The sequence below is a fragment of the Streptomyces sp. NPDC001027 genome (assembly GCF_040299045.1).
GTDB lineage: Bacteria > Actinomycetota > Actinomycetes > Streptomycetales > Streptomycetaceae > Streptomyces.
On the sequence record NZ_JBEPBI010000111.1, the window covers coordinates 1 to 24615 of the forward strand.

The following is a 24615-nucleotide window of genomic DNA, read 5'->3' on the forward strand; positions in this document are numbered from 1 at the left end:
GGCGACCGCCCGGCAGGGCGGTCGCCCCCTCGCTCCGTCTCCCGCCCCCTCCCGCCCCTCCTGCTCAGCCGCTCGGCTGCTGGCGGCGGGACGGGCGGCGGACCAGCGTGGCCAGACGGCCCGCCCAGGACGCCTTGAGGGCGCTCCAGCGGTCGGCGAGGTCCCACACCGCGCGCACCGCCGAACGCGGCGCCACCACCGCACGCACCCGCGTGGCGCCGCCCGCGTTCTCCCGCAGGGCCGCCCGCACCCGGCGGACCTCGTCCGCCAGGCCGGACTCGGCCCTCGGCGCCGGGGCGAACAGCACTTGCTCCACGGCGTCCGCGACCCGGTGCACCGAACGGCTCGCCGTCTCGTCCAGCTCCCCGATCCGCACGATCCGCGCCGCGGCTCGCCGCGGTGTGAGCGCCTCGTCCGGCTCGATGCCGTAGTCCCAGGCGGTGTCGGTGAGCTCGCGCCACACCGCGAGTACATGCCTCGCGGTCGCCTCGGAGGCTTCCTCCGGCGGCACGTCCAGCAGCACCGCGGGCTCACCGCCGTCGCGCAGTCCGCCGGCGTCGCCCTTACGGCGGGGCGGCGCGCCGGACGCCGAGGCGGCGGAATGCTGGGCGGACGCCAGCCGCACCGAACGCCGCCTCAGCCGCCACAGCATCGGCAGCAGCGGCAGGGCGAGCGCCGCGGCTCCCAGCAGCGCCCAGGCGGCCGTCCGGTACCACGGGGCGCCCCCTGCGCCCTGGCCCGCCTGGTCGAGCGGCAGCGGGTCGGCGCAGTTGCCGAGCTTCCTGTCCGTCGCCGAGCAGCTGGCGCTCGCCGACGGAGCGGCCGACGGGGCGGCGCTCGCCGACGCGGAGGCCTGCGGCAGATCGGGCTGCGTCTGCCCCGAGGTCTCCGGCAGCGTGTACGTCGGCGTCGAGCCACGCGTGGGCGTCGGCTCGAAGCGCGTCCAGCCGACGCCCTCGAAGTACAGCTCGGGCCAGGCGTGCGCGTCCTTCAGGCTCACCGTGACCGTGCCGTCCGCCTGGGGCGAGCCCGGAGCGAAGCCCACCGCGACCCGCGCCGGAATGCCCAGCGTGCGGGCCATCGCCGCCATCGCGAACGAGAAGTGGACGCAGAAGCCCTGCTTGTCCCGCAGGAAGCGGGCGATCGCGCCCGGGCCGCTGCCGACCTCGACCTGGGTGTCGTAAGCGAAGCCGCCCGTCACCGCGAAGTAGTCCTGGAGCGCGACCGCCTTCTCGTAGCCGCTCGCGGCGTTCTTGGTGATCTCCCGGGCCCGCTGCGCCACCACCGCCGGCAGGGAGTCCGGGACCTTGGTGTACTCCCGCCGGATCGCGTCGGGCGCCTTGGCCGCGGAGGCCAGCTGTTGTGCCGTGGGCTGTACGTCCAGGCTCTTCACCAGGTACGTCTTGCCGCTGGTGTTCTGGCCGTGGTCGCCGACCAGGGTCATGCCGACCGGCTCGTAACGCCAGTTGCCCTTTATCTGCACGCCGCTCGGGGGATAGGGCATCGGCAGCCAGTCCTGCGCGTAGGTGCCGGCCGCCGCGATGCGGGTCGTGATCTCCGCCCGTTTCACGTCGGGCCCCAGACCGGTGGGCGCCGGGAAGTCGTCCGGCACGGCCGTGATGTGGCGCTTGGCCGGCTTCCACGTGGTGCCGTCGAAGTCGTCCAGGGAGACGATCCGCAGGTACAGGTCCGAGAGGTTGCCGCTGTTGGTGCGCAGGGTCAGGACCGTGCGGTCCTCGTCCACGTTCAGGCTGTCCCGCAGCGACACCAGCGGGTTCACCGCGGAGATCGTGCCCCCGCTGCCGTTGCCCGCGCCCACTCCGGCGCCCGCCCCGCCCAGCAGACCCTCCTGGACGGCCGGCAACGGCAGCAGCGGCACCACGAGGGCGACGCCCAGTGCCGCCATCCCGATGCGCCGACCGGTCCGCACCGGGGCCACCGGGCCGGACGGCTCGCCCGGGCCGTGCGAGACTCCGCCGAAGACCCTGCCCCACTGCGAGAGCCGCTCCCGCCCCTCGGCGAGCAGCAGCATCAGGTAACCCGCGGCGGCGACCAGGAACCACAGCCAGTCGGCCGACCCGTCGAACAGCCCGGCGGCGACCGAGTACAGCGCGAGCAGGGGCAGACCGGCCGGGGCCGCGTTGCGGAACGTCACCGCGAGGGTGTCCACCGCGAGGCCGATCACCAGGACCCCGCCGATCACCATCAGCCGGATGCCGTCGGACAGCGGGGCCGGTATCGCGTACCGCCCGATGTCGTCGGCGCCCGCCTGCAGCAGGTCGCCGAAGTGCCGGAAGGCGCCGGGACCCGGGAACAGCCCGAGAACCGCGTGCCCCCGCGCGAAGACCAGCGTCAGCGCCATCAACGTGACCAGGGCCTGGACGGCCACGGTCAGCGGCCGGGCCAGCGGCACGCGCCGGGCCGCCGCACCCGCCCCGGACTGGATCGCCAGCAGGAACGCCGCCTGCAGCAGCCAGGTCGCCGGCTCCACCAGGGGCAGCAGGGCGCACGAGGCCAGCAGCGTCGCCGCCGCGGAGCACAGTGTCAGTCGAGCCCGCCCGCTCATGCCCTTCCCTCCCCGCCGTGCGACGTGGCCACGCCCGCCCGGTCGCGCTCCGCCAGCCGCCACAGCTCGTCCAGCGATGCGCCCCGCGGCACGCCCAGGGCCGTCCAGCCCGCCTCGCGCAGCATCCGCAGCCGCTCCTCCTGCCTGTTCATCGGATCGGGCCCGCCGTTCGGTTCACGCACCCACGCGTCGTCGTCCAGGAGGAAGGCGACCGCGCCCGCGCTGCGCTGGCGCATCTTCGCCGCGATCGCCGCCTGCTCCTCGTCGAGGTCGCCGAGGAAGGCCACCAGCAGCCCCTCGTGGCCGCCGCGCAGCACGTCGTACGACCGGGACAGGCCCGCGCCGTCGGAGTGGTCGACGACCGCCAGGGTGTCCATCATCAGCCCGGCCGCGTCGGTCGAATCCTGGCCGCCCCCGGTGTAGCCGTCGGCGCCCTCGCCTGGCACGGACGCGCCGGTGTCCGTCAGCAGCCGCACGGAGAAGCCCCGCTCCAGCATGTGCACCAGCACGGACGCGGCGCCGGAGACCGCCCACTCGAAGGCGGAGTCCGGGCCCGCCCCGCGGTAGGCCAGGCCCCGGGTGTCCAGCAGCACCGTGCAGCGGGAGCGCCGCGGCTGCTCCTCGCGCCGCACCATCAGCTCGCCGTAGCGGGCGGTGGAGCGCCAGTGCACCCGGCGCAGGTCGTCGCCGTAGCGGTAGCCGCGCGGGATGACGTCGTCCTCGCCGGCCAGCGCCAACGAGCGCCGTCGGCCGTCGCCGTACCCCTTGGCCTCGCCGCTCAGCCGCACCGGAGGCAGCGGTTCCACACGCGGTATCACCGTCAGGGTGTCGTGGGTGGAGAAGGACCGGGTCAGCTCGCACATGCCGAAGGGGTCGCTCAGGCGCAGCTGGAGCGGGCCCAGCGGGTAGCGGCCGCGCAGGTCGGAGCGGACCCGGTAGGACACCTCGCGGCGGCCGCCCGCCTCCACCCGGTCCAGGACGAAGCGGGGGCGCGGGCCGAGCACGTACGGCACCCGGTCCTGGAGCATCAGCAGGCCGGTGGGCAGCCGCGAGACGTTGTCCATCCGCAGATGGACGCGGGCCTCGCTGCCCGCCGGCACCCGTGCGGGGGAGAGCCGGCGGCTGCCGGCGACCCGGTAGCGGGTGCGGTAGACGACGGCCGCGCAGATCAGCGGCAGGGCGGCCAGCAGGAGCCCGACCCGCAACAGGTCGGGCTGCCCGAGCACATAGGCGCAGACGGCGGCGGCGACGCCGGCCGCCAGGAAGGAGCGGCCGCGGGTGGTCAGACCGGACAGGGCCGTGCGCGCGGCGCCCCGTTCCCCCCGCCCCGCCCGGCCGGCGGACGGCTGCCCGGTCCCCCCGGCGGTCATCACAGCCTCCGCGGCTGCTGCCGGCCGTACGCCGGGGCGCCGTGGCCCAGCCCGTATCCGTGCTGCTGGGGCGTCGCCGGCACCGAGGTGCGCTGGATGATGTCCTCGACGACCTGCTCCGCCGTGCGGCGGTTGAGCTGGGCCTGCGCGGTGGGCAGCAGACGGTGGGCGAGCACGGGCACGGCCAGGTTCTGGACGTCGTCCGGCAGCGCGTAGTCGCGGCCGTTGAGCGCGGCGGTCGCCCTCGCGGCGCGCACCAGATGCAGCGTGGCGCGCGGCGAGGCGCCGAGTCTGAGGTCGGGGTGGGTCCGGGTGGCGGCGACCAGGTCGACGGCGTAGCGCCGCACCGAGTCGGCCACGTGGACGCTCCGGACGGCGTCGATCAGCTTGAGGATCTCGTGTGCGTGGGCGGCCGGCTGAAGGTCGTCCAGCGGGCTGACCCCGCCGTGCACGTCGAGCATCTGCATCTCGGCCTCGGCGCTCGGGTAGCCGATGGAGACCCGGGCCATGAACCGGTCGCGCTGCGCCTCGGGCAGCGGGTAGGTGCCCTCCATCTCGACCGGGTTCTGCGTGGCCACCACCATGAACGGGCTGGGCAGCTCGTAGGTCTGCCCGTCGATGGTGACCTGGCGCTCCTCCAGGGACTCGAGGAGCGCCGACTGCGTCTTGGGCGAGGCCCGGTTGATCTCGTCGCCGATCACGATCTGCGAGAAGATCGCGCCCGGCTTGAACTCGAAGTCGCGGCGCTGCTGGTCCCAGATGGACACGCCCGTGATGTCCGAGGGCAGCAGGTCGGGGGTGAACTGGATGCGGCGCACCGAGCAGTCGATGGACTTCGCCAGCGCCTTGGCCAGCATCGTCTTCCCGACGCCCGGCACGTCCTCGATCAGCAGATGCCCCTCGGCGAGCAGCACGGTCAGCGAAAGCTGTACGACCTCGGGCTTGCCCTCGATCACTCCCTCCACCGAACTGCGGACACGCTCCACAGTGGCGGTCAGATCTGTGAGGCTCGCTCGATCGTCATAGGTCGTCACCCGGCCCTCCTCGGCCCGTACTTTTCACGGGCCGACGCTCTGTCGCGCAAACCGGCCCACCCCGAATCACGGACACCACCCGCGAACTGCTCAGCGCGGCGTCACATCCGCATTCTTGCTGCCGTTACCGTTTCGTGTCACTCGGGTGTGGACAACTGTCCGTGATATGTCGGGGTTATGGCCGTTTGGGCGTCCGCAGGGCGCACATCAACAGCGAAACGACAGGGAACAACGACGTCCCGGCCGTCCGGTCACGCGGGGTCGATCTCGCGGAGCAGCCCGGTCCGCACGTCGAACACGAAGCCGCGCACGTCGTCGGCGTGCAGCAGGAACGGCGAGGTGCGCACCCGCTGCATCGACTGCCGGACGTCCTGGTCGACGTCCCGGAAGGACTCCACGGCCCACGCCGGGCGCTGGCCGATCTCCATCTCCAGCTCGGTGCGGAAGTCCTCGGTGATCGCCTCCAGACCGCACCCCGTGTGATGGATCAGGACGATGCTGCGGGTGCCCAGCTTGCGCTGGCTGATGGTGAGCGAGCGGATGACGTCGTCGGTGACCACGCCGCCCGCGTTGCGGATGGTGTGGCAGTCGCCGAGCTCCAGGCCGAGCGCGGCGTGCAGGTCGATACGGGCGTCCATGCAGGCCACGACCGCGACGTGCAGCACGGGCCGGGCGTCCATGCCGGGGTCGGTGAAGGCGTCGGCGTACCGCTCGTTGGCCTCCACGAGGCGGTCGGTCACGGTCCCGCCGCGTATGGCGCCCGCGGTCTCACTGGGTACGGATGCGGAAGTCGTCATATCCATGACGGTACTGGTCACACGCGTCGCGGTCCTGCTGTGAGGAAGGAAAAAGAGCGTCATCACGCCCGCTTTGTGAGGTAAGCCACAAGGCGCGCGCGGCCGGAACGCCCCGGGCCGCGCCGCACAGGCCGGTTGATTGACCGCGCGACACCGTGGACTAAAGTGACGCGAAGCGGGAGGCGACGATCTCCCTGCTGGACTGAACCCGTGAGACCCCGGCCCGGCCGCCGAGATCTCCCCGCGGCGCCGGCAGGCCTTCCCTTCACGAGGGGCGGGGACCCGGCGGTGCGTCATCACCCGCCGGATCTGAGAGGCCCCCTTGAGTCACAGTCGACACGTCCCGGTGATGCTCCAGCGGTGCCTGGACCTGTTGGCCCCCGCCCTGCAGCGGCCGGGAGCGGTGGTCGTCGACTGCACGCTCGGCCTCGGCGGGCACAGCGAGGCCCTGCTGACGCAGTTCCCCGAGGCCCGGCTGATCGCCCTCGACCGCGACAAGGAGGCGCTGCGCCTGTCCGGCGAGCGCCTCGCCCCCTTCGGCGAGCGCGCCACCCTCGTGCACGCGGTCTACGACGAGCTCCCCGACGTACTGGACCGGCTCGGCGTCGCGCGCGTGCAGGGCGTCCTGTTCGACCTCGGCGTCTCCTCCATGCAGCTCGACGAGGCCGACCGCGGCTTCGCCTACGCCCAGGACGCCCCCCTCGACATGCGCATGGACCAGACGACCGGCGTCAGCGCCGCCGAGGTCCTCAACACCTACCCGCCCGGCGAACTCGTGCGGATCCTGCGGGCGTACGGCGAGGAGAAGCAGGCCAAGCGGATCGTCTCCGCGGTGGTACGCGAGCGCGACAAGGAGCCGTTCACCAACAGCGCGCGCCTCGTCGAGCTGATCCGGGCCGCCCTTCCGCAGGCCGCCAAGCGCACCGGGGGCAATCCCGCCAAGCGCACCTTCCAGGCGCTGCGCATCGAGGTGAACGGCGAACTCTCCGTCCTGGAAAGGGCGATCCCGGCCGCGGTGCAGGCGATCGACGTGGGCGGGCGGATCGCCGTCCTGTCGTACCACTCGCTCGAAGACCGGCTCGTGAAGCAGGTGTTCGCGGCCGGCGCCGCCAACACCGCGCCGCCCGGGCTGCCCGTCGTCCCCGAGCGCTACCAGCCGAGACTCAAGCTGCTCACCCGCGGTGCCGAACTTCCCACCGAGGAGGAGATCGCCGAGAACCGGCGCGCCGCCCCGGCGCGGCTGCGCGGCGCCGAGCGAATCAGGGAGTCCATCGAATGACGGGCGTGAGCCGAGGGTCCGCACATCGGGTCCGGGGGAGGGCGAGTGAGCAGTAAACCCGCGCTGAAAGGGAGGGCCGCCCGCCTCGCGCGGCTCTTCCCGGCCGGCCCCCGGCAGGCCGCCCGCACGCCGTTCGTCCTTCTCGTCGTCCTGCTCCTCGGCGGCGGCCTGATCGGACTGCTCGTGCTGAACTCGGCCCTCAGCGAGGGCTCGTTCCACAAGGACGACCTGAAGAAGGACACCAAGAGCCTCACCGACGAGGAGCAGGCGCTCCAGCGGGACATCGACTCCTACTCCGCCCCGGACGCCCTTCAACGGCGCGCGCGCGAACTGGGCATGGTCCCGGGCGGCGACCCGGCGTTCCTGAACCCCGACGGCAGCGTGAAGGGCGTCCCGTCCCCGGCCGCCCGGCCGTCCGCGGACCCGGTCGTACGACCGCCGGAGACCGTCACGCTCTCCGGGACGCTCCCGCGGGCGCCCGAACCGGCCGACTCCGGCGCGCAGGACCTCCCCGACCAGGACGCCGCCCCCGCGCGGAGCGCGGCCCCCGACCCGACCGCAGCCACCCCCGAGACCCCCGGCAGGTGACGGAAGTGTCCGACAGGGAACCGCCGCGCCGGCGTGTGCCCGGCCCCGCCCGGCCCTCCCGTCCCGCGTCCGCCCAGCGGCGCCCGGGACCCGGCGCCCGCCCGGCCCGCCGCCCGACCGCACCGCCCCCGCGCGCCGCCGCCGCGCGCGTCATCCGCCTCGGCAGCCCCCGCCCCCGGCTGCGCATGGTGGGCCTGGCCCTGGCCCTGGTGCTCGTCGCCTTCGTCGTCCGTCTTCTTCAGGTGCAGGCCGTCGACGCGAGCGCCTACACCGCCAAGGCCGAGCAGAACCGGTACGTCGGCCAGGTGCTGCCCGCCGAGCGCGGCGAGATCACCGACCGCACCGGCGTGGCCTTCGCGACCAGCGAGGACGCCTACGACATCACGGCCGACCCCACCATGTTCGCCCGCGCACAGCTGAAGATCGACGACGGTCCCGAGCGGGCGGCCGCGCTGCTCGCGCCGATCCTCGGCCAGCAGCAGTCCGTCCTGGCCGGGAAGCTGCGGCCGAAGGACCGCGACCTGCGCTACGTGAAGCTCGCCGGGCGGCAGACCCCGCAGGTGTGGAAGCAGATCCGCGACCTGAGGTCCGCGCTCTCCGCCAAGGCCGAGACGGACCGCTCCACGGTCAACGTCCTCGCCGGGCTGTTCTCCGTGCCCAGCAGCAAGCGCGTGTACCCCAACAAGGAGCTCGCCGCCGGGATACTGGGCTGGGTCAACGCCGACGGCAGGGGCGGCGGCGGCATCGAGCAGCAGCTGAACTCCACGCTGGCCGGCACGGACGGCAAGATCCGCTACGCCCAGTCCGGCGGCCGTCAGGTGCCCACCGTCGGCTCCACCGAGACGCCCGCGGTGCCCGGCTCCGACGTGGAGCTGACGATCGACCGCGACATCCAGTGGGCCGCGCAGAACGCCATCACCGAGCAGGTGCGCAAGTCCGCGGCGGACCGCGGCTACGTCATCGTGCAGGACACCCGCACCGGCGAGATCCTCGCCCTGGCCAACTCGCCCGGCTTCGACCCCAACGACCTGTCGAAGGCCGACCCCGGCGCCCTGGGCAACGCGGCCGTCCAGGACGCCTACGAGCCCGGCTCCACCGCCAAGATCATGTCCATGGCCGCCGTGCTGCAGGAGAACGCCGCGACGCCGCTGACGCACGTCACCGTGCCCAACCGGCTGCACCGCGGCGACCGGCTCTTCCAGGACGACATCGACCACCCCACCTGGTACCTCACGCTCAACGGGGTGCTCGCCAAGTCCAGCAACATCGGCACCATCCTCGCCACCGGACAGCTCGGCAAGACGCAGGCCGAGGCCAACCGGGTCCTGTACTCGTACCTGCGCAAGTTCGGCCTCGGCAGCCACACCGGCCTCGGTTTCCCCGGCGAGACGAAGGGCATCCTCGCCCCGCCCGACAAGTGGTCGACCTCGCAGCAGTACACGATTCCCTTCGGCCAGGGCATGTCCCTCAACGCGGTCCAGGCGGCCTCGGTGTACTCGACGATCGCCAACGGCGGCGTGCGCGTCGAGCCCACCCTGGTGCGCGGCACCAAGGGGCCGGACGGACGTTTCACGCCCACCGCGGCGCCCGCGAAGAGCCGGGTCGTCAGCCAGAAGACGGCGAAGACCCTCGCCCACATGCTGGAGTCGGTCGTGGACGACCGGGAGGGCACGGGCGCCAAGGCGCGCATCCCCGGCTACCGCGTCGCGGGCAAGACGGGCACCGCCAACCGCGTGGATCCGGCCACCGGCACCTACAAGGGCTACACCTCGTCTTTCGCCGGCTTCGCACCCGCCGACAGCCCCCGCATCACCGTCTACTGCGCCATCCAGAACGCCACCGAGGGCAGCTACTTCGGCGGCCAGATCTGCGGGCCCGTCTTCAAGCAGGTCATGGAGTTCGCCCTGAAGACCCTGCAGGTCCCACCGACCGGGGCGAAGGCCGCGAACCTCCCGGTCTCCTTCACGCCCTGACCGCCGGGCCCCGCCCCGGCCGGAGCCCCCGCCCCTTTCCGCCCTCGACCCCAGAACGCCACTGTTCAGCGCCGAGCAAGCCAGGAACCAGCCCGTGACCATGATCACTCCCGACCCCGGGACTCCCGCACCGCCCACGGCGCCCCCCGCCGGGCCGCCCGCGAGTCCGCCGACGGCCTCGCCCTCGCTTCGCCCGCAGGCGGGTACGCCCGGTACGCTCACCGCCGTGCCACACGCTGATCAGTCCCAAACCACCCAGAAGGGCGCTTCCGTGACATATCCGGGGCCGCCGCGACCGGCTCAGGTCTCCGCCACACCCCTCGCGGAACTCGCCGATCAGCTGGGCGCCGCGCAGCCGGGCGACACCGCCGTCGAGGTCACGGGCATCACCCACGACTCGCGCGCGGTCCGCCCCGGCGACCTGTACGCCGCCCTCCCCGGCGCCCGCCTGCACGGCGCCGACTTCGCCTCCCAGGCCGCCGGCCTGGGCGCGGTCGCCGTGCTGACCGATCCGGCCGGCGCCGAGCGCGTCGCCGCGACCGGCCTGCCGGCCCTGGTCGTCGACGACCCGCGCGGATCGATGGGCGAGCTGGCGGCCACCGTCTACGGCCGGCCCGGCCGCGGTCTGCTCCAGATCGGCATCACCGGCACCTCCGGCAAGACCACCACCGCCTACCTCGTCGAGGGCGGCCTGAAGCCCGTCAGGTCCACCGGGCTGATCGGCACGGTCGAGACGCGCATCGGCGACGAGCGCATCAAGTCCGAGCGCACCACCCCCGAAGCCACCGACCTCCAGGCCCTGTTCGCCGTCATGCGCGAGCGCGGCGTCGAGGCGGTCGCGATGGAGGTGTCCAGCCACGCGCTGGTCCTCGGCCGGGTCGACGGCTGCGTCTTCGACATCTCCGTCTTCAACAACCTCAGCCCCGAGCACATGGAGTTCCACTCGGGCATGGAGGACTACTTCCAGGCCAAGGCCCAGCTGTTCACGCGGAAACGCAGCAAACTCGGCGTGGTCAACCTCGACGACGAGTACGGCCGGCGGCTGGTCCAGGAGGCGGAGGTGCCGGTCGTCACGTTCTCCGCCGAGGGCCACCCGGACGCCGACTGGCGCGCGGTGGACGTCGAGACCGGTCCGATGGACTCGACGTTCACCGTCCTCGGTCCGGACGGCGTGCGGATCGCCGCCAGGTCGCCGCTGCCGGGCAGCTTCAACGTGGCGAACACCCTCGCCGCGATCGTGTCCCTGGCCGCGGCCGGCATCGACCCGCGCACCGCCGCCGACGGCGTCGCCGCCGTGCCGGGCGTGCCGGGCCGCCTCGAGCGGGTGGACGCCGGGCAGCCCTACCTCGCGGTCGTCGACTACGCCCACAAGACGGACGCCGTCGAGTCGGTGCTCAGGGCGCTGCGCAAGGTCACCAAGGGCCGGCTGCACGTGGTCCTCGGCTGCGGCGGCGACCGGGACCGCACCAAGCGCGCCCCGATGGGCGCCGCCGCCGCCCGGCTGGCCGACACCGCCGTGCTGACCTCCGACAACCCCCGCTCCGAGGACCCCCTGGCGATCCTCGCGACGATGCTCCAGGGCGCGGCGTCGGTGCCGGCCCACGAGCGCGGCGACGTGCAGCTGTTCGAGGACCGGGCCGCCGCGATCGCCGCGGTCGTGGCCCGGGCGCACGCCGGGGACACCGTGCTGGTCGCGGGCAAGGGCCATGAGCAGGGCCAGGACATCGCCGGAGTGGTCCGTCCGTTCGACGACCGCCAGGTGCTTCGCGAAGCTATCCAGCAGACCCAGGGATGAACTTGTGATCGCCCTCTCCCTCGCCGAGATCGCAGCAGCCGTCGGCGGGCAGACGCACGACATACCGGATCCGTCCGTGGAAGTCACCGGACCGGTCGTCCGGGACTCCCGCGAGGTGGCGCCCGGCAGCCTCTTCGTCGCCTTCGTCGGCGAACGGGTGGACGGCCACGACTACGCGGCAGCGGTCGTCGAGGCGGGCGCGGCGGCCGTGCTGGCCTCCCGGCCGGTCGGCGTGCCCGCGATCGTCGTGGACGACGTCCAGACGGCGCTGGGGGCCCTCGCCCGGCACGTCGTCCACCGGCTCGGCGCCACCCTCGTCGCGCTCACCGGCTCGGCCGGCAAGACCAGCACCAAGGACCTGATCGCCCAGGTGCTCCGGCGCAAGGCGCCGACGGTGTTCACGCCCGGCTCCCTCAACAACGAGATCGGACTGCCGCTGACCGCGCTGTCGGCCACCGAGGAAACCCGTTTCCTCGTGCTGGAGATGGGCGCCCGCGGAATCGGCCACATCCGCTACCTCGCCGGTCTGACGCCCCCGAGGATCGGCCTCGTCCTCAACGTCGGCACCGCCCACATCGGCGAGTTCGGCGGTCGCGAACAGATCGCACAGGCAAAGGGCGAGTTGGTCGAGTCGCTGCCGTCCGCGGCCGACGGCGGCGTCGCGATCCTCAACGCCGACGACCCGTTGGTCCGGGCCATGGCCTCCCGTACGAAGGCGAAGGCGGTCTTTTTCGGAGAGTCCGGCGAAGCGGACGTACGGGCGGAGAACGTGCGACTCACGGACACCGGACAGCCCGCCTTCCGCCTTCACACACCCTCCGGGTGCAGCGATGTGACCATGCGCCTGTACGGTGAGCATCACGTGTCGAACGCGCTCGCCGCGGCCGCCGTCGCCCATGAGCTGGGCATGTCCGCGGAAGAGATCGCCACCGCGCTCTCCGAGGCGGGCTCCCTCTCCCGCTGGCGTATGGAGGTCACCGAGCGCCCGGACGGCGTGACGATCGTCAACGACGCCTACAACGCGAACCCTGAGTCCATGCGAGCCGCCCTGCGTGCACTGGCGGCCATGGGCGAAGCCTCACGGGCGAAGGGGGGCCGGACCTGGGCGGTGCTCGGCAAGATGGCCGAGCTCGGGGACGAGGCGCTCGCCGAGCACGACGCGGTCGGACGGCTCGCCGTCCGGCTCAATGTCGGCAAGCTCGTCGCGGTCGGGGGCAGGGAAGCCGCCTGGCTGCAACTGGGCGCATACAACGAGGGTTCGTGGGGTGAGGAGTCGGTGCACGTGTCCGACGCACAGGCGGCTGTCGACCTGTTGCGCAGCGAGTTGCGCCCGGGGGACGTCGTCCTCGTGAAGGCGTCCCGTTCGGTCGGTCTGGAGACCGTCGCGCAGGCGCTGCTCGCGACCGACGCCGAGGGTGAGGTCGTCGCCCGATGATGAATCAGATCCTCTTCGCGGGCGTCATCGGTCTGTTCCTGACGCTGATCGGCACGCCGCTGCTGATCAAGCTGCTGGCGCGCAAGGGCTACGGCCAGTACATCCGTGACGACGGCCCGCGCGAGCACGCCAGCAAGCGCGGTACGCCGACCATGGGCGGCATCGCCTTCATACTGGCGACGGTCGCCGCGTACTTCCTGTCCAAACTGATCACGGGCAATCCGCCGAGCTACACCGGTCTGCTGGTGCTGGGCCTGATGTGCGGCATGGGCCTGGTCGGCTTCCTCGACGACTACATCAAGATCGTCAAGCGGCGCTCGCTGGGCCTGCGGGCCAAGGCGAAGATGGCCGGCCAGCTCATCGTCGGCATCGCCTTCGCGGTGCTGGCGCTGCAGTTCTCCGACGCGCGCGGCAACACGCCGGCCTCCACGAAGCTGTCCTTCATCACGGACTTCGGCTGGACGATCGGCCCCGTGCTGTTCGTCGTCTGGGCGCTGTTCATGATCCTCGCGATGTCCAACGGCGTGAACCTGACGGACGGTCTGGACGGCCTCGCCACCGGCGCCTCCGTGCTCGTCTTCGGCGCCTACACCTTCATCGGCGTCTGGCAGTTCCAGGAGTCCTGCGCCAACGGCGAGACCCTGACCAACCCCAACGCCTGCTACGAGGTGCGCGATCCGCTGGACCTCGCGGTCATCTCCGCGGCGCTGATGGGCGCCTGCCTGGGCTTCCTGTGGTGGAACACCTCGCCGGCCAAGATCTTCATGGGCGACACCGGTTCGCTGGCGCTCGGCGGCGTCCTCACGGGCCTCGCGATCTGCTCCCGCACGGAGCTGCTGGTGGCCATCATGGGCGGCCTCTTCGTCCTCATCACCATGTCGGTGGTCATCCAGGTCGGCTCCTTCAAGCTCACCGGCAAGCGCGTCTTCCGGATGGCGCCGCTTCAGCACCACTTCGAACTCAAGGGCTGGTCCGAAGTCCTCGTGGTGGTCCGTTTCTGGATCATCCAGGGCATCTGTGTGATCGTCGGACTCGGCCTCTTCTACGCGGGATGGGCAGCAGAGAAGTGACCGACTGGCAGGGGAAGAACGTCACCGTCGCCGGGCTCGGCGTCTCCGGCATCCCGGCGGCCAAGGTGCTGCACGCGCGCGGCGCGAACGTCACCGTCGTCAACGACGGCGACGACGCACGCGCGCGTGAGCAGGCCGCCGAGCTGGAGGCGCTGGGCGTCACCGTGCGCCTCGGTGACGGGGCGACCCTGCCCGAGGGCGCCGAGCTCGTCGTCACCGCGCCCGGCTGGAAGCCCGACAAGCCGCTGTTCACGGCGGCCCACGCGGCCGGGGTGCCGGTCTGGGGCGACGTCGAACTCGCCTGGCGGCTCAGGGGCCCGGACGCGGCGCCCTGGCTGTGCGTCACCGGCACCAACGGCAAGACGACCACCACCCGGATGCTCGCGTCGATCCTCGAGGCGGCGGGCCTGCGCACGGCGGCCGTCGGCAACATCGGCGTCTCCCTGCTGGACGCGGTGCTCGGGGACGAGGAGTACGACGTCCTCGCCGTCGAGCTGTCCAGCTACCAGCTGCACTGGGCGCCGTCCCTGCGCGCGCACTCCGCGGCCGTCCTCAACCTCGCCCCCGACCACCTCGACTGGCACGGCTCCATGGAGGCGTACGCCAAGGACAAGGGGCGCGTCTACGAGGGCAACCGGGTCGCCTGCGTCTACAACGTCGCCGACAAGGCCACCGAGGACCTGGTGCGCGAAGCCGACGTCGAGGAGGGCTGCCGGGCGATCGGCTTCACCCTCGGCGCCCCCGCCCCCTCCCAACTCGGCGTGGTGGACGGCATCCTGATCGACCGGGCCTTCGTCGAGGACCGGCACAAGAACGCCCAGGAACTCGCCGAGGTCGCCGACGTCGATCCGCCGGCCCCGCACAACATCGCCAACGCCCTTGCCGCGGCCGCCCTCGCACGGGCCTTCGGAGTGCCCCCCAGGGCCGTACGGGACGGCCTGCGGGCCTTCGTGCCCGACGCCCACCGCATCGCCCACGTGGCCGACGTGGACGGCGTCGCGTACGTCGACGACTCCAAGGCGACCAACACCCACGCGGCGCAAGCCTCGTTGGCGGCGTACGCGTCGATCGTGTGGATCGCCGGCGGACTGGCCAAGGGCGCGACCTTCGACGAGCTGGTGGCCGGGTCGGCCGAGCGGCTGCGCGGCGTGGTCCTCATGGGCGCCGACCGCGCCCTGATCCGGGAAGCCCTGGCGCGACACGCCCCGGAAGTACCCGTCGTCGACCTCGACCGGACCGACACTGGGGCGATGTCCGCAGCCGTCCAGGAGGCCCGGCGGCTCGCCGCCGAGGGCGACACGGTGCTCCTCGCCCCCGCCTGCGCCTCCATGGACATGTTCGTCAACTACAACCAGCGCGGTGACGCGTTCGCTCAGGCCGTCCGCGAACTCGGAACCTGACCCGGCCGCCTGCCGGGCGACCTTGGGAGGGACGCGTGGGACCGTCACGGCCGACGTACGGCGCAGCAGCCGAGCGCGGCGGCTGCGCCGCGTGCAGCGGAGCGGCAGATGCCCGGTAGCCGTACCGGGCGGCCGCCCGTCCAGCGAACCGTCCGCAGACCTGCCGGCGCCTCCCGGCCGCGCCGCGACAACCCCGTACGACGGCTGCACACGCGCGTGCAGAAGGCCTGGGACCGCCCGCTGACGGCCTACTACCTGATCTTCGGCGGCAGCCTGCTGATCACCGTGCTGGGCCTCGTGATGGTCTACTCGGCCTCTCAGATCACCGCGCTGCAGATGTCCCTGCCCGGTTCGTTCTTCTTCCGCAAACAGTTCCTGGCCGCCTCCATCGGGGCGGTGCTGCTGCTGGCCGCGTCCCGTATGCCGGTGAAACTGCACCGCGCCCTCGCCTACCCGATCCTCGCGGGCGCCGTCTTCATGATGGCGCTGGTGCAGGTCCCCGGGATAGGGATGTCGGTCAACGGCAACCAGAACTGGATCTCGCTCGGCGGCTCCTTCCAGATCCAGCCCAGCGAGTTCGGCAAGCTCGCGCTCGTGCTGTGGGGCGCCGACCTGCTCGCCCGCAAACAGGACAAGAAGCTGCTGAGCCAGTGGAAGCACATGCTGGTGCCGCTCGTGCCGGTCGCGTTCATGCTGCTCGGGCTGATCATGCTGGGCGGCGACATGGGCACGGCGATCATCCTCACGGCCGTCCTGTTCGGCCTGTTGTGGCTGGCGGGCGCGCCCACGCGGCTCTTCGTCGGCGTGCTGTCGATCGCCGCAACGCTCGGCGTGATCCTCATCAAGACCAGCCCCAACCGCATGGCCCGGCTGCAGTGCATCGGCGCGACCGATCCCGGCCCGGGCGACGCCTGCTGGCAGGCGGTGCACGGCATCTACGCCCTGGCCTCCGGCGGGATCTTCGGCTCGGGACTCGGGGCGAGTGTGGAGAAATGGGGGCAACTCCCCGAAGCGCACACCGACTTCATCTTCGCCGTCACCGGTGAGGAACTGGGTCTCGCGGGGACGCTGTCGGTGCTCGCCCTGTTCGCGGCTCTAGGCTATGCGGGTATCCGCGTGGCCGGACGCACGGAGGACCCCTTCGTGAGGTATGCCGCGGGAGGCGTGACCACCTGGATCACCGCTCAGGCGGTGATCAACATCGGTGCGGTGCTCGGCCTGCTGCCGATCGCCGGCGTCCCCCTCCCGCTCTTCTCCTACGGGGGCTCCGCCCTGCTGCCGACCATGTTCGCCATCGGGCTGCTGATCGCCTTCGCACGCGACGAGCCCGCTGCGCGGACGGCGCTTGCGATGCGGCCCCGCCGCTTTGGTAGAAAGCGGGGGGCGGGGGGCTCCGCGTTCGCACGGGGCCCCCGGAGATGGAACACGATGCGACGGCGTGCCTCGGCGGCGCGCCCGTCCGGAGAGCGGTGAATTTCGGTGCATGTCGTACTCGCTGGTGGGGGGACCGCCGGCCACATCGAGCCCGCGCTCGCCCTCGCGGACGCCCTGCGCAGGCAGGACCCCGGTGTGGGGATCACGGCCCTGGGCACAGAGCGCGGCCTGGAGACCACGCTCGTTCCGCAGCGGGGCTACGAGCTCGCGCTGATCCCCGCCGTGCCGCTGCCGCGCAAGCCCACCCCTGAGCTGATCACCGTCCCGGGCCGGCTGCGCGGCACGATCAAGGCCGCCGAGCAGATCCTGGAGCGCACCAGGGCGGACGCCGTCGTGGGCTTCGGCGGCTATGTGGCCCTGCCCGGCTACCTCGCCGCCAAGCGTCTCGGTGTGCCGATCGTCGTGCACGAGGCCAACGCCCGCCCGGGCCTCGCCAACAAGATCGGCTCGCGTTACGCGGCCCGGGTGGCCGTCTCCACGCCCGACAGCAAGCTGCGCGACGCCCGGTACATCGGCATCCCGCTGCGCCGCTCCATCGCCACCCTGGACCGCGCCGCGGCCCGCCCCGAGGCCCGGCACATGTTCGGCCTCGACCCCAACCTGCCGACGCTGCTGGTCTCCGGCGGCTCGCAGGGCGCCCGCCGTCTGAACGAGGTCGTCCAGCAGGTCGCGCCCTGGCTGCAGCAGGCCGGCATCCAGATCCTGCACGCGGTCGGCCCGAAGAACGAACTGCCGCATGTACAGCAGATGCCGGGGATGCCCCCGTACATCCCGGTACCGTACGTCGAGCGGATGGACCTCGCGTACGCCGCCGCCGACATGATGCTGTGCCGGGCGGGCGCGATGACCGTCGCCGAGCTCTCCGCCGTGGGACTCCCGGCCGCCTACGTCCCGCTGCCCATCGGCAACGGCGAACAGCGGCTGAACGCCCAGCCGGTGGTCAAGGCGGGCGGCGGACTGCTGGTCGACGACGCGGAACTGACCCCCGACTGGGTCCGGGAGAACGTCCTGCCCGTCCTCGCCGATCCGCACCGGCTGTACGAGATGTCCCGCGCCGCCAGCGAGTTCGGCCGCCGGGACGCCGACGACCTGCTCGTCGGCATGGTGTACGAGGCGATCGCCGCCTCCCGTGCGCACCGTTAGGCACGATGGACGAAAGGGCAGGGGAGCGTGGCCGGATCCGCCACCGCCGAGCGCGGTGCACGCCAGCAGGAGTCGTCCGGCCCGCCCCTTGTCCGGCGGTTGGGGCCGCACCGGCTTCGTGTGATCATCGTTCTCGTGCTGGCGCTCTCCCTCCTCGGCGGGGGCGCCGTCTGGGCGTTGTACGGCTCGCAGTGGCTGCGGGTGCGGGAGGTCACCGTCACCGGCACCGCCGTGCTGACCCCGCAACAGGTGCGCGACGTCGCGGCCGTGAGCGTCGGGACTCCGCTCGTCTCGGTCGACACCGACGCGATCGAGTCGCGGCTTCGCAAGGAATTGCCCCGGATCGACTCGGTTGAGGCGGTCCGGTCCTGGCCGCACGAAATCAGCGTGAAAGTGGTGGAGCGCACGCCGGTTCTGCTGATTCGAAAAGGGGCGAAATTCGTGGAGGTGGACGACGAAGGCGTCCGTTTCGCCACGGTTTCCGAGGCCCCGAAGGGCGTCCCGCTGCTGGAAACGGCGGCCTCCTCCTCGCGATCGGCGGCGGCGAGTCTGCGCCGCTTCTCAACGGCCCGGCTCGTGCGGGAGGCGGTCCGCGCGGCCGACTCGCTGCCGTCCGCCGTCGCCCGCGAGACACGGCTGGTCAAGGTCCGTTCCTACGACGACATCGCACTGCGGCTGAAGGACGGCCGTACGGTGGCCTGGGGCAGCGCCGAGAACGGCGCGGCGAAGGGCCGCGCGCTCACCGCTCTCATGAAAGCCGCCCCGGCCGCGCGGCACTTCGACGTCAGCGCTCCCACCGCTCCCGCGTCATCGGGGAGTTGACGCACATCCGCGCAGGCCAGCACCCTGGTTGGGCAGCGACATGGCTGATCACATAGGGTGAAAAGAAAAACGGGAGGTTCGGCGTGTTCGTTGAACGGGCGCCACTTGTCGACTTAGTGTCCTGTTCAGAAGACTTCAAGGAACGGACACACTGGTAACCCTAAACTTCAGCGTTAGGGTTCGGGTCGGCGAAACGGACCGTCCCATTCGGCATCAGTCGTCGGATCGCATCACCTGTGACGCGACGACACGTAACTCGAGGCGAGAGGCCTTCGACGTGGCAGCACCGCAGAACTACCTCGCAGTCATCAAAGTCATCGGTGTCGGCGGCGGTGGTGTCAATGCCATCAACCGGATGATCGAGGTCGGTCTCAAGGGCGTCGAGTTCATCGCCATCAACACCGACGCGCAGGCGCTGTTGATGAGCGACGCCGACGTCAAACTCGACGTCGGCCGCGAACTCACCCGCGGACTCGGCGCCGGCGCCAACCCGGCCGTCGGCCGCAAGGCCGCCGAGGACCACCGCGAGGAGATCGAGGAGGTCCTCAAGGGGGCCGACATGGTCTTCGTGACGGCCGGAGAGGGCGGCGGCACCGGTACCGGCGGCGCGCCGGTCGTGGCCAACATCGCCCGCTCCCTGGGCGCCCTCACCATCGGCGTGGTCACCCGCCCGTTCACCTTCGAGGGCCGGCGCCGCGCCAACCAGGCCGAGGACGGCATCGCCGAACTCCGCGAAGAGGTCGACACCCTCATCGTCATCCCCAACGACCGGCTGCTGTCCATCTCGGACCGCCAGGTCTCGGTCCTCGACGCCTTCAAGTCGGCCGACCAGGTCCTGCTCTCCGGCGTCCAGGGCATCACCGACCTCATCACCACCCCCGGTCTGATCAACCTCGACTTCGCCGACGTCAAGTCGGTCATGTCCGAGGCCGGCTCGGCCCTCATGGGCATCGGCTCGGCCCGCGGGGACGACCGCGCGGTGGCCGCCGCCGAGATGGCGATCTCCTCGCCGCTCCTGGAGGCCTCCATCGACGGCGCCCGGGGCGTGCTGCTCTCCATCTCCGGCGGCTCCGACCTCGGCCTGTTCGAGATCAACGAGGCCGCCCAGCTGGTCAGCGAGGCCGCCCACCCCGAGGCCAACATCATCTTCGGCGCGGTCATCGACGACGCCCTCGGCGACGAGGTCAGGGTCACCGTGATCGCGGCCGGCTTCGACGGCGGGCAGCCGCCGGCCCGCCGCGAGACGGTCATGGGGTCGTCCTCCTCGTCGGCCCGGCGCGACGAGCCCACCCCGGTACGGCAGCCCGAGAGCCGCCCGTCCTTCGGCTCGCTCGGCAGCGTGACCCCGAAGGAGGACCCGGAGCCGGCGCCCGAGCCGGTGGCCGACCTTCCGTCGTCGCCGGTGCCGCCGTCGCGGACCTACTCGGACAGCGCGGCCGAGGAGCTGGACGTGCCGGACTTCCTGAAGTGATAGGACAGCGCGAGAGCGTGAGCGGCGCGCACTTCGCCTTCACCGACCGGTGGGGCGGGGTGAGCGCCGTTCCGTATGAGCAGCTCAACCTCGGCGGAGCGGTCGGCGACGAGCCCGGCGCCGTGCTCGCCAACCGTGAGCTCGCCGCCAAGTCGCTCGACCTCGACCCGGGACGGGTCGTCTGGATGAACCAGGTGCACGGCGCCGACGTCGCCGAGGTCGACGGCCCGTGGGCCGCCCGGCCCGTCCCCGAGGTGGACGGCCTGGTCACCGTCGCCCGAGGGCTGGCCCTCGCCGTGCTGACCGCGGACTGCGTGCCGGTGCTGCTGGCCGACCCGGTGGCCGGCGTGGTCGCCGCGGCCCACGCGGGAAGACCGGGGATGGTCAAGGGGATCGTGCCCGCCGCGGTCGAGGCGATGACCTCGCTCGGCGCCGACCCCGCCCGGATCGTGGCCCGCACCGGACCCGCCGTGTGCGGGCGGTGCTACGAGGTGCCGGAGACGATGCGCGCCGAGGTCGCCGCCGTCGAACCGGCGGCGCACGCCGAGACCGGCTGGGGCACTCCCGCCGTCGACGTGGCCGCCGGGGTGCACGCTCAGCTCGACCGGCTCGGGGTACGTGACCGGGCGCAGTCGCCCGTGTGCACAAGGGAGTCGAAGGACCATTTCTCATACCGCCGCGATCGCACCACGGGGCGACTCGCGGGATATGTCTGGTTGGACTGATGGGGCATGACGGACCGTAAGCACGAACTCGCCGCGAATCTGGCGAAAGTGGAGGAGCGCATCGCCGCCGCGTGCGCGGCCGCCGGACGGGGGCGGGACGAGGTGACCCTGGTCGTGGTCACCAAGACCTACCCGGCGAGCGATGTGCGCATCCTGTCCGGACTCGGCGTGCGCCATGTCGCCGAGAACAAGGACCAGGACGCGGCGCCGAAGGCGGCCGAATGCTCCGACCTGCCGCTGAGCTGGCACTTCGTCGGGCAGTTGCAGACCAACAAGGTGCGCTCGGTGGTCGCTTACGCGGACGTCGTGCAGTCCGTCGACCGCGCCAGGCTGGTGACGGCGCTGTCGAAGGAGGCGGTTCGGGCGGGGCGCGAGGTGGGCTGCCTGATCCAGGTCGCCCTCGACGCCGGGGTGAGCGGGCGGGGCGAGCGGGGCGGCGTGGCCCCGGGCGGCGTCGCGGAGTTGGCCGACCTGGTGGCCGGCGCGCCGGGGCTGCGGCTCGACGGACTGATGACGGTCGCCCCTCTGACCGGGGAGTTCGCGGGACGTCAACGAGCTGCGTTCGGGCGGTTGATGGATTTGTCGACTGACCTGCGCCGAGCTCATCCGGCTGCGAACATGGTGTCCGCGGGAATGAGTGCGGACCTCGAGGAGGCCGTGGCGGCCGGAGCGACACATGTACGCGTCGGCACTGCGGTACTCGGAGTCCGCCCCGGGCTCGGGTAACGTCGCCAGGAAGTCGGACCACAGCAGAAAATATGGTCATTACCGCCGAAAGGCGGCCATAAGGGCCACGTGGATCGAGGGACTTGGCAGTAGGAAGTCGATCCACCACAGAGCGGAGGACTCAGAGCATGGCCGGCGCGATGCGCAAGATGGCGGTCTACCTCGGCCTCGTGGAGGACGATGGTTACGACGGCCGGGGATTCGACCCCGACGACGACTTCGAACCCGAGCTCGACCCGGAGCCCGAGCGGGACCACCGGCGACATGAGTCGGCGCACCAGTCCCACGGTGCACACCAGTCCCAAAGGGATGAAGAGGTGCGAATCGTACAGCCGCCCGCTCCGCGTGAGCCGGTGGCGCGATCGTCTTCGCTCCCTGCGGAATCCGGGCGTCCGGCGCGCATCGCGCCCGTGGCGTCCATCACACAAGAACGTCAGTCCCTGGAGAAGAACGCACCGGTGATCATGCCCAAGGTCGTGTCGGAACGAGAGCCGTACCGGATCACCACGCTTCACCCTCGGACCTACAACGAGGCCCGTACCATCGGGGAACACTTCCGTGAGGGCACCCCGGTGATCATGAATCTGACTGAGATGGATGACACAGACGCGAAGCGACTTGTCGACTTTGCGGCCGGTTTGGTGTTTGGTCTTCACGGCAGCATCGAGCGGGTGACGCAGAAGGTGTTCCTGTTGTCGCCTGCTAACGTCGATGTCACGGCGGAGGACAAGGCCCGCATCGCAGAAGGCGGGTTCTTCAACCAGAGCTGAGACACAAGACCGGTAGAAGCAGTACAAAGCAGTACAGAGCAGCACGGAAACAGGGGAGAGGGAAGCACCGAACATGGGCGTGGTCCTGGATGTCGTCTACATCGCGCTGATGGTGTTCCTCATCGTGCTCATCTTCCGGTTGGTCATGGACTACGTCTTCCAGTTCGCCCGCTCATGGCAGCCCGGCAAGGCGATGGTGGTCGTTCTGGAGGCCACCTACACTGTCACCGATCCACCGCTCAAGCTTCTGCGGCGGGTAATCCCGCCGCTGCGTCTCGGGGGCGTGGCGCTCGACCTGTCCTTCTTCGTACTGATGATCATCGTCTACATCCTGATCTCGATCGTGAGCCGGCTGTGAGCGATGTGAACTACCGTCTTGCCGATGCCGACGACTACGTTGAGGTGAAGAGATGCCGTTGACCCCCGAGGATGTGCGGAACAAGCAGTTCACGACCGTCCGCCTCCGAGAAGGCTATGACGAGGACGAGGTCGATGCCTTCCTCGACGAGGTCGAAGCCGAACTGACCCGCCTGCTCCGTGAGAACGAGGACCTGCGGGCCAAGCTGGCCGCAGCCACGCGCGCCGCTGCCCAGAACCAGCAGAACATGCGCAAACCTCCGGAACAGGACCAGCAGCAGGGCGGCATGCCCCAGCAGGGCGGCATGCAGCAGGGAATGCCCCCGCAGGGAATGCCGCAGCAGGGCATGCGAGGTCCCGGCGGACCGGTGCCCGCGGGCATATCGGGCCCGCCGCAGCAGCAGATGGGCGGTCCCATGGGCGGCCCGCCCCAGCTGCCGAGCGGCGCCCCGCAGCTGCCCGCCGGTCCCGGCGGTCAGGGCGGCCCCCAGGGTCCCGGTCCCATGGGCCAGGGTCCGATGGGTCCCGGCCCGATGGGTCAGGGTCCGATGGGGCAGGGTCCGATGGGCCAGGGCCCCATGGGTCAGGGTCCGATGGGCGGCCAGCCCATGCAGCAGCAGATGGGCGGTCCGATGGGCGGCCCCATGGGCGGTCCGATGGGCGGCCCCGGTCAGGGCCCCGGTGGCGACAGCGCCGCCCGTGTCCTCTCGCTGGCCCAGCAGACCGCCGACCAGGCGATCGCCGAGGCCCGTTCCGAGGCCAACAAGATCGTCGGCGAGGCCCGCAGCCGCGCCGAGGGTCTCGAGCGGGACGCCCGTGCCAAGGCCGACGCCCTGGAGCGGGACGCACAGGAGAAGCACCGCGTCGCGATGGGCTCCCTGGAGTCCGCCCGCGCCACGCTGGAGCGCAAGGTCGAGGACCTGCGCGGCTTCGAGCGCGAGTACCGCACGCGTCTGAAGTCGTACCTCGAGTCCCAGCTGCGCCAGCTGGAGACCCAGGCGGACGACTCCCTCGCGCCGCCGCGTACTCCGGCCACGGCCTCCCTGCCGCCGTCCCCGGCGCCCTCCATGGCTCCGGCCGGCGCGAGCGCCCCGTCCTACGGCTCCGGCGCTCCGGGCATGGGCGCGGGCATGGGCGCTCCCAGCCCTGCCGCCCCGTCCTACGGCGGTCAGCAGCAGATGTCTCCGGCGATGACTCAGCCGATGGCTCCGGTACGTCCGCAGGGTCCCTCCCCGATGGGCCAGGCTCCCTCGCCGATGCGCGGCTTCCTCATCGACGAGGACGACAACTGACGGCCAGTAGTACGCCTTAGGCGTCGGCAGCGTTCAAAGGGCGGGCCCCGGATTCGATCCGGGGCCCGCCCTTTTTACGCGCGTTGCGACCGAGCACCGCTAGCCTGCGTGCCATGGGGTGGTGGAAGAGGAAGCAACCGCAGGAGGACGTCCAGGCCGATGCGGAGACGCTGTGGGCACGACAGCGGGTGGCGGCGACGGTCCGGCGGCACCTGGCCGTCGCCGGCCTCCCGGTCCTGCCGGACGGCATGTACCCGGGAGGGGGCCCCGGAGCCGTCGTGTGGGTGGACCCCGGGAAGGAAGCGGCGGGCACCGGCGTCTGGATCGGCTGGGGCGTGGCGCCGGTCCTGAACGCGTACCGCGGGCAGGACCTGGCCGGCACCGAGGAGGGGGCCGCCGCGGAGACGTTCGCCCGCGCGGTCGTCGAGGCGATGTCGGGTGCGATGCGCGACGTCCTCGCCGCCGTCGGCTTCGGTGTGACGGTGACCCTCGCCGCGGACCTGTCCTTCACCGTCTGCGTCGAGACCGCCGCGTAGCTACGGGCGCGGGGCCCGGTTCCCTGAGGGAT

At 71.8% G+C, this 24615-nt stretch carries 21 protein-coding genes; 17 read left to right on the top strand and 4 right to left on the bottom strand.

Features of this window, described 5'->3' with window-relative positions; all coding sequences use genetic code 11:
• Window positions 1-64: 64 nt before the first annotated feature.
• The 4 genes from ABT300_RS26235 to ABT300_RS26250 all read right to left on the bottom strand — a co-directional run bounded on the left by ABT300_RS26235 (window position 65) and on the right by ABT300_RS26250 (window position 5767).
• The gene (locus ABT300_RS26235; RefSeq protein ID WP_351680276.1) at window positions 65-2566 is read right to left on the bottom strand and encodes a transglutaminase TgpA family protein; all 2502 of its coding nucleotides are present in this window, start codon (window positions 2564-2566) and stop codon (window positions 65-67) included.
• Window positions 2563-3936 carry a DUF58 domain-containing protein gene (locus tag ABT300_RS26240; RefSeq protein ID WP_351680278.1) on the bottom strand — a complete coding sequence of 458 codons (1374 nt, stop codon included), beginning with the start codon at window positions 3934-3936 and terminating at the stop codon, window positions 2563-2565. The genes ABT300_RS26235 and ABT300_RS26240 overlap by 4 nt, the downstream gene beginning before the upstream one ends.
• The gene (locus tag ABT300_RS26245) at window positions 3936-4970 is read right to left on the bottom strand and encodes an AAA family ATPase (protein WP_351680281.1); all 1035 of its coding nucleotides are present in this window, start codon (window positions 4968-4970) and stop codon (window positions 3936-3938) included. The genes ABT300_RS26240 and ABT300_RS26245 overlap by 1 nt, the downstream gene beginning before the upstream one ends.
• A gap of 251 nt (window positions 4971-5221) precedes the next feature.
• Window positions 5222-5767, bottom strand: coding sequence for a beta-class carbonic anhydrase (locus ABT300_RS26250; RefSeq protein WP_351680285.1), 546 nt, complete (start codon window positions 5765-5767; stop codon window positions 5222-5224).
• A gap of 322 nt (window positions 5768-6089) precedes the next feature.
• Here ABT300_RS26250 and rsmH point away from each other — a divergent pair, with 322 nt between their 5' ends.
• From rsmH to ABT300_RS26335, 17 genes are all read left to right on the top strand, one after another.
• On the top strand, window positions 6090-7046 hold the full coding sequence (gene rsmH, locus ABT300_RS26255; RefSeq protein ID WP_351680287.1) for a 16S rRNA (cytosine(1402)-N(4))-methyltransferase RsmH: 957 nt from the start codon (window positions 6090-6092) through the stop codon (window positions 7044-7046).
• A gap of 45 nt (window positions 7047-7091) precedes the next feature.
• Entirely contained in the window at window positions 7092-7634 is a 543-nt protein-coding gene (ftsL, locus tag ABT300_RS26260; RefSeq protein WP_351680290.1) for a cell division protein FtsL, read from the top strand.
• 5 nt (window positions 7635-7639) lie between these two features.
• The gene (locus ABT300_RS26265) at window positions 7640-9607 is read left to right on the top strand and encodes a peptidoglycan D,D-transpeptidase FtsI family protein (protein WP_351680292.1); all 1968 of its coding nucleotides are present in this window, start codon (window positions 7640-7642) and stop codon (window positions 9605-9607) included.
• 94 nt (window positions 9608-9701) lie between these two features.
• Window positions 9702-11402: a UDP-N-acetylmuramoyl-L-alanyl-D-glutamate--2,6-diaminopimelate ligase gene (locus ABT300_RS26270; RefSeq protein ID WP_502977996.1), complete on the top strand. Its 1701-nt coding sequence runs from the start codon at window positions 9702-9704 to the stop codon at window positions 11400-11402.
• A 4-nt stretch (window positions 11403-11406) separates the two neighbouring features.
• A complete protein-coding gene (locus ABT300_RS26275) occupies window positions 11407-12837 on the top strand; it encodes a UDP-N-acetylmuramoyl-tripeptide--D-alanyl-D-alanine ligase (RefSeq protein WP_351680298.1) in 1431 nt (476 codons plus the stop codon).
• Entirely contained in the window at window positions 12834-13907 is a 1074-nt protein-coding gene (gene mraY, locus ABT300_RS26280; protein WP_351680301.1) for a phospho-N-acetylmuramoyl-pentapeptide-transferase, read from the top strand. Before ABT300_RS26275 ends, mraY begins: the two co-directional genes overlap by 4 nt.
• The gene (gene murD, locus ABT300_RS26285) at window positions 13889-15307 is read left to right on the top strand and encodes a UDP-N-acetylmuramoyl-L-alanine--D-glutamate ligase (RefSeq protein ID WP_351680304.1); all 1419 of its coding nucleotides are present in this window, start codon (window positions 13889-13891) and stop codon (window positions 15305-15307) included. The genes mraY and murD overlap by 19 nt, the downstream gene beginning before the upstream one ends.
• Window positions 15308-15415: 108 nt before the next feature.
• The gene (gene ftsW, locus ABT300_RS26290) at window positions 15416-16780 is read left to right on the top strand and encodes a putative lipid II flippase FtsW (RefSeq protein WP_351680306.1); all 1365 of its coding nucleotides are present in this window, start codon (window positions 15416-15418) and stop codon (window positions 16778-16780) included.
• 6 nt (window positions 16781-16786) lie between these two features.
• Window positions 16787-17884, top strand: a complete 1098-nt coding sequence (murG, locus tag ABT300_RS26295; RefSeq protein ID WP_351680309.1) for an undecaprenyldiphospho-muramoylpentapeptide beta-N-acetylglucosaminyltransferase — start codon at window positions 16787-16789, stop codon at window positions 17882-17884.
• Between the two features lie 27 nt (window positions 17885-17911).
• Window positions 17912-18706 (top strand): cell division protein FtsQ/DivIB, encoded by a 795-nt coding sequence (locus tag ABT300_RS26300; protein ID WP_351680312.1) that lies wholly within the window; start codon window positions 17912-17914, stop codon window positions 18704-18706.
• A gap of 277 nt (window positions 18707-18983) precedes the next feature.
• The gene (ftsZ, locus tag ABT300_RS26305) at window positions 18984-20177 is read left to right on the top strand and encodes a cell division protein FtsZ (RefSeq protein ID WP_351680315.1); all 1194 of its coding nucleotides are present in this window, start codon (window positions 18984-18986) and stop codon (window positions 20175-20177) included.
• Complete coding sequence (gene pgeF / locus ABT300_RS26310; RefSeq protein ID WP_351680318.1) at window positions 20174-20902, top strand: peptidoglycan editing factor PgeF; 729 nt, start codon at window positions 20174-20176, stop codon at window positions 20900-20902. The genes ftsZ and pgeF overlap by 4 nt, the downstream gene beginning before the upstream one ends.
• 6 nt (window positions 20903-20908) lie before the next feature.
• Window positions 20909-21628 (top strand): YggS family pyridoxal phosphate-dependent enzyme, encoded by a 720-nt coding sequence (locus ABT300_RS26315; RefSeq protein ID WP_351680321.1) that lies wholly within the window; start codon window positions 20909-20911, stop codon window positions 21626-21628.
• Between the two features lie 128 nt (window positions 21629-21756).
• Window positions 21757-22398 carry a cell division protein SepF gene (locus tag ABT300_RS26320; protein WP_351680324.1) on the top strand — a complete coding sequence of 214 codons (642 nt, stop codon included), beginning with the start codon at window positions 21757-21759 and terminating at the stop codon, window positions 22396-22398.
• A gap of 73 nt (window positions 22399-22471) precedes the next feature.
• Window positions 22472-22756, top strand: coding sequence for a YggT family protein (locus ABT300_RS26325; protein ID WP_055633825.1), 285 nt, complete (start codon window positions 22472-22474; stop codon window positions 22754-22756).
• 52 nt (window positions 22757-22808) lie between these two features.
• Window positions 22809-24047, top strand: coding sequence for a DivIVA domain-containing protein (locus ABT300_RS26330; protein WP_351680329.1), 1239 nt, complete (start codon window positions 22809-22811; stop codon window positions 24045-24047).
• 113 nt (window positions 24048-24160) lie between these two features.
• Window positions 24161-24583 (top strand): hypothetical protein, encoded by a 423-nt coding sequence (locus ABT300_RS26335; protein ID WP_351680332.1) that lies wholly within the window; start codon window positions 24161-24163, stop codon window positions 24581-24583.
• The last annotated feature ends 32 nt before the right edge of the window (window positions 24584-24615 follow it).